Origin of the sequence: Leifsonia sp., from assembly GCF_051955155.1 — a bacterium.
Lineage (GTDB): Bacteria > Actinomycetota > Actinomycetes > Actinomycetales > Microbacteriaceae > Leifsonia.
The window spans coordinates 1-9,691 of sequence record NZ_JBQCGZ010000180.1 but is presented as its reverse complement, the minus strand read 5'-3'; the positions used below and the strand labels follow the sequence as shown (position 1 = coordinate 9,691).

Annotated in this window: 11 protein-coding genes; 5 read left to right on the top strand and 6 right to left on the bottom strand. The window is 72.9% G+C overall.

Going from position 1 to position 9,691, the window contains the following annotated elements:
* Positions 1-141: 141 nt before the first annotated feature.
* Genes ACTHMF_RS19565 through ACTHMF_RS19555 form a run of 3 tightly spaced genes read right to left on the bottom strand, consistent with a single transcriptional unit; the run spans position 142 to position 2,182 of the window.
* Entirely contained in the window at positions 142-909 is a 768-nt protein-coding gene (locus ACTHMF_RS19565) for a hypothetical protein (RefSeq protein ID WP_440319926.1), read from the bottom strand.
* Entirely contained in the window at positions 906-1,823 is a 918-nt protein-coding gene (locus tag ACTHMF_RS19560) for an ABC transporter ATP-binding protein (protein WP_314149211.1), read from the bottom strand. Before ACTHMF_RS19560 ends, ACTHMF_RS19565 begins: the two co-directional genes overlap by 4 nt.
* On the bottom strand, positions 1,820-2,182 hold the full coding sequence (locus tag ACTHMF_RS19555) for a GntR family transcriptional regulator (protein ID WP_314149212.1): 363 nt from the start codon (positions 2,180-2,182) through the stop codon (positions 1,820-1,822). The genes ACTHMF_RS19560 and ACTHMF_RS19555 overlap by 4 nt, the downstream gene beginning before the upstream one ends.
* 389 nt (positions 2,183-2,571) lie before the next feature.
* On the opposite strand from ACTHMF_RS19555, the gene ACTHMF_RS19550 reads away from it, so the two are divergent.
* Positions 2,572-3,999, top strand: a complete 1,428-nt coding sequence (locus tag ACTHMF_RS19550) for an amidase (RefSeq protein ID WP_440319924.1) — start codon at positions 2,572-2,574, stop codon at positions 3,997-3,999.
* 30 nt (positions 4,000-4,029) lie between these two features.
* Positions 4,030-5,409 carry a pyridoxal phosphate-dependent decarboxylase family protein gene (locus tag ACTHMF_RS19545; RefSeq protein WP_440319922.1) on the top strand — a complete coding sequence of 460 codons (1,380 nt, stop codon included), beginning with the start codon at positions 4,030-4,032 and terminating at the stop codon, positions 5,407-5,409.
* A gap of 7 nt (positions 5,410-5,416) precedes the next feature.
* On the opposite strand, the gene ACTHMF_RS19540 is transcribed toward ACTHMF_RS19545, so the two are convergent.
* Genes ACTHMF_RS19540 through ACTHMF_RS19530 form a run of 3 tightly spaced genes read right to left on the bottom strand, consistent with a single transcriptional unit; the run spans position 5,417 to position 7,941 of the window.
* A complete protein-coding gene (locus ACTHMF_RS19540; protein ID WP_440319921.1) occupies positions 5,417-7,219 on the bottom strand; it encodes a gamma-glutamyltransferase family protein in 1,803 nt (600 codons plus the stop codon).
* Between the two features lie 34 nt (positions 7,220-7,253).
* Positions 7,254-7,586, bottom strand: a complete 333-nt coding sequence (locus ACTHMF_RS19535; protein ID WP_440319919.1) for a hypothetical protein — start codon at positions 7,584-7,586, stop codon at positions 7,254-7,256.
* Between the two features lies 1 nt (position 7,587).
* The gene (locus ACTHMF_RS19530) at positions 7,588-7,941 is read right to left on the bottom strand and encodes a DUF1844 domain-containing protein (RefSeq protein ID WP_314147166.1); all 354 of its coding nucleotides are present in this window, start codon (positions 7,939-7,941) and stop codon (positions 7,588-7,590) included.
* A gap of 277 nt (positions 7,942-8,218) precedes the next feature.
* On the opposite strand from ACTHMF_RS19530, the gene infC reads away from it, so the two are divergent.
* The 3 genes from infC to rplT are packed head-to-tail and all read left to right on the top strand — an operon-like array spanning position 8,219 to position 9,509.
* Complete coding sequence (infC, locus tag ACTHMF_RS19525; protein ID WP_440319928.1) at positions 8,219-8,899, top strand: translation initiation factor IF-3; 681 nt, start codon at positions 8,219-8,221, stop codon at positions 8,897-8,899.
* Complete coding sequence (gene rpmI / locus ACTHMF_RS19520) at positions 8,899-9,093, top strand: 50S ribosomal protein L35 (RefSeq protein WP_314147165.1); 195 nt, start codon at positions 8,899-8,901, stop codon at positions 9,091-9,093. The genes infC and rpmI overlap by 1 nt, the downstream gene beginning before the upstream one ends.
* 29 nt (positions 9,094-9,122) lie before the next feature.
* Entirely contained in the window at positions 9,123-9,509 is a 387-nt protein-coding gene (rplT, locus tag ACTHMF_RS19515) for a 50S ribosomal protein L20 (RefSeq protein ID WP_314147164.1), read from the top strand.
* The last annotated feature ends 182 nt before the right edge of the window (positions 9,510-9,691 follow it).

Here is a 9,691-nt window from a genome sequence, read left to right as displayed (position 1 = left end):
GCGCCCGCCCGGGGGGGGGGCCGCGCCCTCCGCTGCGGGCTCGCATGGGGGGGGGGGGCCCGCCGGGGGGGGGGGGGGTGCGGCCACGACCAGTGGGGGCCCGGGCCCCCCCCCCCCCCCCACGTCCATGTCTCCCGTGCTTCAGCTGCGCGGCGTCGCCCGCCCGAGCACCGCGTAGCCCGCGAGCCCGGCGAGGGCGGCGGGGACCAGCAGCCACGCGGACACGCCGACCGGCCCGTTCGCGGCGAACCACTCGCCCACGGCGGGCCAGCTGCTGGTGAAGGTGATCAGCGCGACGGCTCCGACGACGAGCAGGATGAGCGCCGCACCGGCGACGAGGATCCCGTTCATCCGCCAGCGCATGAACAGCGAGGCCGAGAACGCACCGACGAGGAAGAAGAACAGCATCCCCGCGAACACGATGAATAGCCGGCCGAGGAAGCTCTCGCCGGCGAAGTAGACCGACGTGAACAGGTGGCCGCCGAGGCCCCAGCCGTTCGTCCACTCCTCGACCACCGAGAGCACGGCGAAGCCGATCGCGTAGCCGGCCGACAGCAGCAGGAACGTCAGCCCGGAGCCGAGTGCGAAGTCCCTGCGGGTGACGCTGTAGCCGAGGGCGAACGGGAACGTCGCCGCGATCACCTGGATGGCGACCACCAGCATGTACACGAAGATGTAGAACGCCCCGCCGCTCCACTGGGTGCCGTCCATCGCCTTCGCGCGGTCGGCGGGCTCGGTGGCGCCCCAGATGATCCACCAGATCAGCCAGTTCACGAGCCAGATGAACGCCATGATCGAGATCGGCACCCAGATGGTCGTGTACTTGTTGACGAGGTTCAGCCGGACGACGCGCCAGATGCGCTGGCCGCTCGCGGGCGTGCTGACGAGGGTGGGGGATGCGGTTGTCATGCGCTCTGCTCGAATTCTGTCTCACGGACGTTGGTCTTGCGGACGATGAGCTGCTGGAGGGAGACCGGCGCCAGTTCCAGCCCGGCGGCGGCGGCCTCCGCCCGTCCGGAGGCGCCGAGACCGGACACGGTCACCGAGGCGAGGCCGCCGATGCCCTCCCTGTGCAGTACGTCGCGGTGGGCGACGAACGCGTCGACGGCTCCGCGCGGGCCGACCACGGTGGTGGCGGACGTGCGCAGGTCCTCGGCGTCGTCGTCGATGAGGATGCGGCCCTGATCGATCACGATCACGTGCTCCAGCAGGTTGGCGACCTCGTCGATCAGGTGCGTGGAGAGGACGACGGTGCGCGGGTGCTCGGCGAAGTCCTCCAGCAGCCTGTCGTAGAACAGCTGCCTGGCGACCGCGTCCAGGCCGAGGTACGGCTCGTCGAAGAACGTGAGCGGGGCGCGGGAGGCCAGGCCGACGATCACGCCGACCGCGGAGAGCTGGCCGCGCGACAGCTTCTTGATGCGCCGGTTCAGCGGCAGCCGGAAGTCGTCGATGAGCTGCTCGGCGAACTCCGCGTCCCAGTTTTCGAAGAACCAGGGCGCGCTGCGGAAGACGTGCTTGGGCTGGAAGTCCTCCGGGTAGCGCTGGCTCTCCTTGATGAAGCAGATGTTCTGCAGCACCGTGGCGTTCTCCGTCGGCTTCTCGCCGAAGACGCGGATGTCGCCGCCGGACGGGAAGTCCTGGCCGGTGATCAGCTGCATCAGCGTCGTCTTGCCCGCGCCGTTGCGGCCGAGCAGGCCGTGGATGCGTCCCGGCTTGATGGTGACGGAGACGTCGTCGATCGCGGTGAACGATCCGAATCGCTTGGTCAGGCCCGTGACCTGCACCGCAGGGGCGATGGAGGTGGGGGCGGGGGCGGCGCTCATGCGCTCACTCCTTCCGTGTGGATCATCTGGGTCAGGTGGTCTGGGTCGATCCCGAGCTTCGCCGCTTCGGCGAGCAGGGGCTTCAGGTACTCGTCGCGGAACGCCTCCCGCCGCTTGGCGACGAGCCGCTCGCGTGCGCCGTCGGAGACGAACATTCCGATGCCTCGCTTCTTGTAGAGGATCCCGTCGTCGACGAGGAGGTTGACGCCTTTGCCGGCCGTCGCCGGGTTGATGCGGTAGAACGCCGCGAACTCGTTCGTGGACGGCACCTGGCTCTCGGCGGGGTAGACCCCGTCGATGATGTCGTTCTCGATCTGCTCGGCGATCTGGACGAAGATCGGTTTGCCTTCGTCGATCATCCAAGCCTCGTGGGTTCATTACTCATGTAACTAACCAACCAGGCTGGCCGGATTCTGTCAAGAGCCGGACGTCGACCGCTCAACACCCGTCCGCGCTGGCGTCGCCGGATCCGCCGCGCCGCCGCCGAGCGGTCGCGACCCGCCGCCTGCACGTCACCCAGGCCGGGGGGCGCGGCCGCTCGGCGGCGGGGCGGCGGGACCGGCGACGCCCGCGCGGCCGGGCCCCCCCAAACCCCCGGGGGGGGGGGGGGGGGCGGGCCCCCCCGCCCCCCCCCGCGGGGGCCCCCACCCGCGGGGGGGTTGGGGGGCCGGGGGGGGGGGCCCCCCCCCCGGCGCCCGGCGACGGAGGGTGACGGACAGCGGGCGCGCGCCGGCGATAGCCTGGCCGTATGGCGGACCTCCACGAGCTCACCGCGCTGGCCCTCTGGCAGGAACTGCAGAGCGGACGCGTCTCACCCCGCGAGCTGGCCTCGCACTACCTGGAGCGCATCGAGCGGCTGAACCCGCAGCTCGGCGCGTTCGTCACGGTCACCCCCGAGCGGGCGCTGGAGCGCGCGGACGAGGTCGCCGCCCGGGTGCCGCGCTCCGCGACCCTGTGGGGGCTGCCGTCGGGCGACAAGGACCTGTGGATGCGCGCGGGCGTGCCGACCGGGTTCGGCTCGCGCGCGATGGCCGGGTTCGTGCCCGAGACCTCCGACGAGATCGTCGAGACGCTGGACGCGGCGGGGGCCGTGAGCCTCGGCAAGACCAACGCGCCCGAGTTCGGGCTGCCCGCCTACACCGAGTCGCTGGCCGCCCCGCCCGCCCGGAACCCGTGGGATCCCGCGCTCGGCTCCGGCGGCTCCAGCGGGGGAGCTGCCGTCGCGGTGGCGAGCGGGATGCTGCCGTTCGCGCCCGGCTCCGACGGCGGCGGGTCCGTCCGCATCCCCGCGGCCGCCTGCGGCCTGGTCGGGCTGAAGCCCTCGCGCGGGCTCGTCCCGGCCGGGAGCGGGATCGACTCGCTCGGCGGGCTCGTGGTCGACGGGCCGCTCGCGCGCACGACGGCCGACGCGGCGCTGCTGCTCGACGGGATGATCGCGAAGGCCGGCGGCCGCATCGACCACCACTACACGCTGCGCGCGCCCTACGACGACGACGGCCCGTTCCTCGGCACCGCGGTGCGCGGCGAGGGACGGTTCCAGCTCGGGGTGATGACGACCTCCGCGTGGGACGACGCCTACGACATCGCGATCGCCCCGGAGGCGCGCGCGGCGCTGGACGCGGCGGTCGAGGCGTTCTCGGCGATGGGCCACGGGATGGAGGAGACCGCGCTCACGCCCGACCCCAGCTACGCGCCCGCCTTCCGCACGATTTGGCAGGCCGGCGCCGCACGCATCCCGGTGGAGGGGGACGCGCTCGCGCTGGTCGAGCCGCTGACCTCGTGGCTGATCGCCCGGGGCCGCGGGCTGGGCGCGCGCGAGCTCGGCGACGCGCTCGCCGCGCTCACAGCGTACGAGCGCTCGTTCATCCGCCAGCTCGCCTCGTTCGACGCCGTGCTCACGCCCGCGCTCGCGATGACCCCGCGGCCGGTCGGCTGGTACGACCAGGAGGACGGCGAGCGGAACTTCGCGCAGCAGGTGCAGTACACGCCGTTCACCTCGATGCTCAACGTCACCGGGCTCCCCGCGATCGTGCTGCCGGTCTCCCAGCCGGAGGAGGGGCTGCCGTTGGGTGTCCAGCTGATCGGCCGGCCGGGCGGCGAGCGGACGCTGCTCTCGCTGGCCGCCCAGCTGGAGCGCCGGGTGCGCTGGGACCTGCGCCGGCCGCCGACCTGGTGATGCCGCGCCGCGGGCGGCTAGCATGCCCGTGTGAGCGATCGGGAGGCGTTCCGCCCCGCGCTCGGTGTCGCCGCCGAGCTGACCGAGCGCTGGCTCGACGGAGTCCGCGACGGCCGCATCCCGCCGTCGGCCGACATCGACGCGGTGCTGGACGCGCTGGGCCGCCGGCTGCCGGACCGCGGACCTGACCCGGCCGAGGTGCTGCGCTTGCTCGCGGCCGCCGTGGAGCCCGGGCTCATGCGGATGCACTCGCCGCGCTTCCACGGCTGGGTGATCGGCGGGGCGCAGCCGGTCGCCCTCGGCGCGGACTGGCTGGTGTCGGCGTGGGACCAGAACACGGCGCTGCGCTCGGTCACCCCGGGCGTGGTCGCCGCCGAGGAGCTCGCGGGCGCGTGGCTGCTCGACCTGCTCGGGCTGCCGGCGAGCGCGGAGGTCGGCTTCGTCACCGGCGCGACGGTCGCCAACCTGGTCGGCCTGGTCAGCGGGCGGGACGAGGTGCTCCGCCGCGCGGGCTGGGATCCGGGAGCGGACGGCCTGGCCGGGGCCCCGCGGGTGCGCTTCCTTGCCGGCGAGGAGCGGCACGGCTCGGTCGACAGTGCCGGGGTCATCGCCGGTCTCGGCGCCGCCAGAACCGTCGCCGTGGACGACCAGGGCCGGATGCGCGTCGACGCGCTGCGCGCCGCGCTCGCCGACGGCGCAGGCCCCGCGGTCGTGTGCCTGCAGGCGGGCAACATCCACTCGGGCGCGTTCGACCCGCTCGGCGACGCGGTGGACATCGCGCACGAGGCGGGCGCCTGGGTCCACGTCGACGGCGCTTTCGGGCTGTGGGCGGCCGCCGCCCCCGGGCTCCGCGGGCTGACCGAGGGGATGGCGCGCGCCGACTCCTGGGCGACGGACGCGCACAAGACCCTCAATGTCCCGTACGACTCCGGGATCGCCGTGGTCGCGCATCCCGGGGCGCTGCACGCCGCGTTCGCTCAGCACGCCGCGTACCTCGCGTCGTCCAGGGACGTCGCGGACCCCGCCGACCGGGTGCCGGAGCTCAGCCGCCGGGCGCGCGGCGTCCCGGTGTATGCGGCGCTGGCCCAGCTGGGTCGCGACGGCGTCGCGGAACTCGTGCAGGGCATGGCGGATGCCGCGACGGCGATCGCCGACGGCCTGCGAGCGATTCCCGGGGCGAGCGTGCGGAACGAGGTCGTCTACACCCAGGTGTGCGCGACATTCGGCGACGACGAGCGGACGCGCGCGGTCGGGGCCGCGCTCACCGCCGCCGGCGTGGCGCTCGCGTCGCCGTCGACCTGGCGCGGCCGGGCGGTGCTGCGGTTCTCGGTGAGCAACTGGCTGACCGACGCGGACGAGGCGGCGCGCACGGTGGAGGCGGTGCGGGCGGCGGTCGCGTCCGCCGGCTGAGCCCCGCTCAGCGGCCCGCGGCGTAGCCCTGCGCACCGCGCGGGTTCGCGGCCGCCGACAGCACCCCGGTGCGCGGGTCGCGCCCGACCGAGGAGAGCCGGCCGAGCGACCAGTCGCCCGCACGGGTGACGACGTGCCCGCGCGCCTCGAGCCCGGCGATCACGTCCTCGCCGAGCCGGTCCTCCACGACGGCCCCCGCCGGCTCCCAGGTGCGCGGCCAGAACGACCCGGCGATGGAGGTGGTGTGCAGCGCAGGCGCGTCGATCGCCTGCTGCGGGCTGTAGCCGCCCACGATCGTGCGCAGCAGGTAGAGCAGCTGCCACTGGTCCTGCTGGTCGCCGCCGGGCGAGCCGAGCGCGACGACCGGCTCGCCGTCCTTCAGGACGAGGGTCGGCGTCAGGGTCGTGCGTGGCCGTCGACCCGGGGTCAGGGTGGCCGCGGAACCGGGCTCCAGCCAGGTCATCTGCAGCCGGGTTCCCAGGCAGAACCCGAGCGCAGGGATGGCCGGCGACGACTGCAGCCAGCCGCCGGACGGCGTGACCGAGACGAGGTTTCCCCAGCGGTCGACGACGTCGACGTGGCAGGTGTCCCCGCGCACCTCCCCATTGCGCGCGACGGTCGGCTCGCCGACGCTGCCGGCGGCCGTTCCCGGCCCGGCCGGCGGTGCGTAGCTCGTGCGCAGCGGCGGCAGGAACGGCTGCACGCCCGGCAGCAGCCCCGGGCGGAACTCGGCGGAGGCGTGGTCGCCGATGAGCGCACGGCGCTCCGCCGCGTACGCGGGCGAGAGCAGGTGCCGCACGTCCACGTCGTCGTCGCCGAAGTAGGCGTCGCGGTCCGCGTAGGCGAGCTTCTGCGCCTCCAGGATGGTGTGGGCGCCGAGCTCGCCGGACGGGTCGAGCCGGTCGTCGTCGAAGCCGTCCAGGATCGCGAGGGTCGCCAGCAGCGCGGGCCCCTGCCCCCAGGCGCCGGTCTTCGCGATGGTGTGGCCGCGGAACTCCAGCGTCGTCGCCGCCTCGTAGCCCGCGCGGAACTCCGCGAAGTCGGCCTCGGCGATCACGCCGGCGTGGTCGCTGCCCGGCGAGTGCCGGTGCGCGGTCCGCACGAACGCCGACGCCTCGCGGGCGACCAGCCCCGTCGCCCACTCCGTCCGCGCCGCCTCGATGCGCGCCTCCCGGTCGCCGGCTCCGTCGCCGGCGGCGATCAGCCCGCGCAGCACCCGGGCGTACGCGGGATTCGCGATCAGCTCGCCGGCGTGCGGCAGGCGTCCGTCCGGCATCCACAGCGCGGCGGACGACGGCCAGTGCTCGGTGAACAGCGCGGAGACCGCCCCGATCGCCGCGCACACGCGTTCGAGGACGGGGTGCCCGTCCTCGGCGTAGCCGATCGCGAACGCGAGGACGTCGGCGAGCTCCCACGTGCCGTGGTCCTTCAGCAGCAGCAGCCAGGCGTCGACGGCGCCCGGCACGGCCGCGGCCAGCGCGCCGGAGCCGGGCACCAGCTCGAGCCCCTCGCTCCGGTAGTGCTCCGGCGTCGCCGCGCGCGGAGCGGGACCCTGGCCGACGAGCACGGTCGGCGTCGCCGACTCCGCCGTCGTGAAGATCCCGACCAGGTCCCCGCCCGGACCGTTCAGGTGCGGCTCGACCACGTGCAGCACGAAGCCGGCAGCGACCGCGGCGTCGAAGGCGTTCCCGCCGCGCTCCAGCACGGCCTGGGCGCTCGCGGTCGCGAGCCAGTGCGTCGACGCGGACATCCCGAACGTCCCCTCCAGGGTCGGACGGGTCGTGAACGTCGGCGGGGGAGTGAAGGTCATGCTGTCAGTCTCCACCCGCGCGGGAGGCTGCCCGCTAATCCAGGAGGCGGCGGAGCGTCGCCGGCGCACGGTTGCGCCAGGCGTCGGTGACCAGCTCGCGCATCAGGCCCGGTTCGATGTCCGCGAAGTCGACGCGGGCGGAGGACAGCCGCCCGGCGAACCAGCGCTCGGAGCAGTGCTCCGGCCACGCGGCGGTCGCCTCGCGGATGCCGGCCTCGCCGAGCATCAGATTGACCGTGGCCGACTCCGCGTCCAGCATCGTGGCGAACCGGCTGCCGCGCACCCGGAACGCCGGCAGGCCGCCGTGCTCGTACTCTTCCGCCTCCGGCAGTCCCAGAGCGATCGAGCGCACGGCGGCGGCATCCATGTCAGCTGACCGGGCCGGTGTACTTCTCGCCCGGCCCCTTGCCGATCTCGTCGGGGATGGGGGAGGCCTCGCGGAACGCGAGCTGCAGGGAGCGCAGGCCGTCGCGCAGGCTGCGCGCGTGCTGGTCGCCGAGGTGCGCGGCGGACGCGGTGACCAGGCCCGCCAGCGCGTCGATCAGCTTGCGCGCCTCGTCCAGGTCGGTCTGGTGCTCCGGGTCGTCCGCCAGGCCGCACTTGACGGCCGCCGCGCTCATCAGGTGCACCGCCGTCGTGGTGATGACCTCGACCGCCGGCACGTCCGCGATGTCGCGCGTGGCCTCCGCCAGCGCCTCGTCGTGGTGGGATGTGTCGCTCACTGCATTCCTCTGCTAGAATCGTTCGGGCTCCCGGGCATCTGTCCGGGTACGAAAGTGGAGATTCCTCCCACCCGCGCTTGACCGCTTCACTAGGTTACCGGGTTGTTGCACTCCGCCACTGTGCGAACACCTTCGGGTGGAAGCGCAGGGGTAGTCAGGGTGCTGTACCAGGCCTGCGGCTTGGAATTCCTCGGAATTCGAAACGCAGGACTGCGCTGGTGCGTGGAATCCTCTCTTTCGCCGGTGCCGTCGTCCGACGGCCCGAGGCTCGCGAAGCATCGCTCGATCAGAGGAGACAAACATCAGCGAACCCCGTACGAATGACCGTATCCGCGTCCCCGAAGTTCGACTCGTCGGCCCCAGCGGAGAGCAGGTCGGCGTCGTCAAGATCGAGGTCGCACTCCGACTCGCGCAGGAGGCGGATCTGGACCTCGTCGAGGTCGCGCCGAACTCCAAGCCGCCGGTCGCCAAGATCATGGACTACGGCAAGTTCAAGTACGAGGCTGCGCAGAAGGCCAAGGAGGCCAGGCGCAACCAGGCGAACACCATCCTCAAAGAGGTCCGGTTCCGCCTCAAGATCGACAAGCACGACTACGAGACCAAGCGCAAGCGCGCCGAGGGCTTCCTGAAGTCCGGCGACAAGGTGAAGGCCATGATCCTCTTCCGGGGCCGCGAGCAGTCGCGTCCGGAGCAGGGCGTCCGCCTCCTCCAGCGCTTCGCTGAGGACGTCGCCGAGCTCGGCCAGGTCGAGTCCAACCCGACCATCGACGGCCGCAACATGGTGATGATCATCAGCCCGCTGAAGAACAAGTCCGAGGCCAAGGCCGAGGCCAACGCACAACGTGCTGCATCGAAGGCACGCGCCCAGGGGCGCGACCAGGATGCGGTTGCTGAGACAGCCGTCGCTGCTCAGTCCGATACGAGTTCGCCCGCCCAGGCGACGAACGAGGAGAAGTAATGCCCAAGCAGAAGTCCCACTCCGGCGCCAAGAAGCGCTTCAAGGTCACCGGCAGCGGCAAGGTCATGAAGCAGCAGGCCGGCATGCGCCACAACCTGGAGCTCAAGTCCAGCCGCCGCACCCGCCGTCTGAACCAGGACCAGGTCGTCCCCGAGGTGGACGCCAAGGTCATCCGCCGGATGCTCGGCAAGTAGAGACCCGCACACGTAAGGAAGTTTGAGTAATGGCAAGAGTGAAGAGGGCGGTCAACGCCCACAAGAAGCGTCGGGTCATCCTCGAGCGCGCCGAGGGCTACCGCGGCCAGCGTTCGCGTCTCTACCGCAAGGCCAAGGAGCAGGTCACCCACTCGCTCGTCTACGCCTACCGTGACCGCCGTCAGCGCAAGGGCGACTTCCGTCGTCTCTGGATCCAGCGCATCAACGCCGCGAGCCGCGCCAACGGCCTCACCTACAACCGCTTCATCCAGGGCCTGGGCCTGGCGGGCGTCGAGGTGGACCGTCGCATCCTCGCCGAGCTGGCCGTGAACGAGCCCGCGACCTTCGCCGCGCTCGTGGAGACCGCGAAGAAGGCCCTCCCGGCCGACACCTCGGCCCCGAAGGCCGCCGCCTAAGGCGCCGCAGCACCGCACCACCGAAGCGGCCCGGACGACCTCGCGTCGTCTGGGCCGCTTCGTCGTGTCCGGGTCCCGAGGGGCACCGCGTTTTTGCGTTGGGGGGGCCCCAAAGCCCACCACCAGCCCCCCCCAGGTTGCGGCGGGCCGGGGGGGGGCGCCGCCATTATGGTACCCAACGT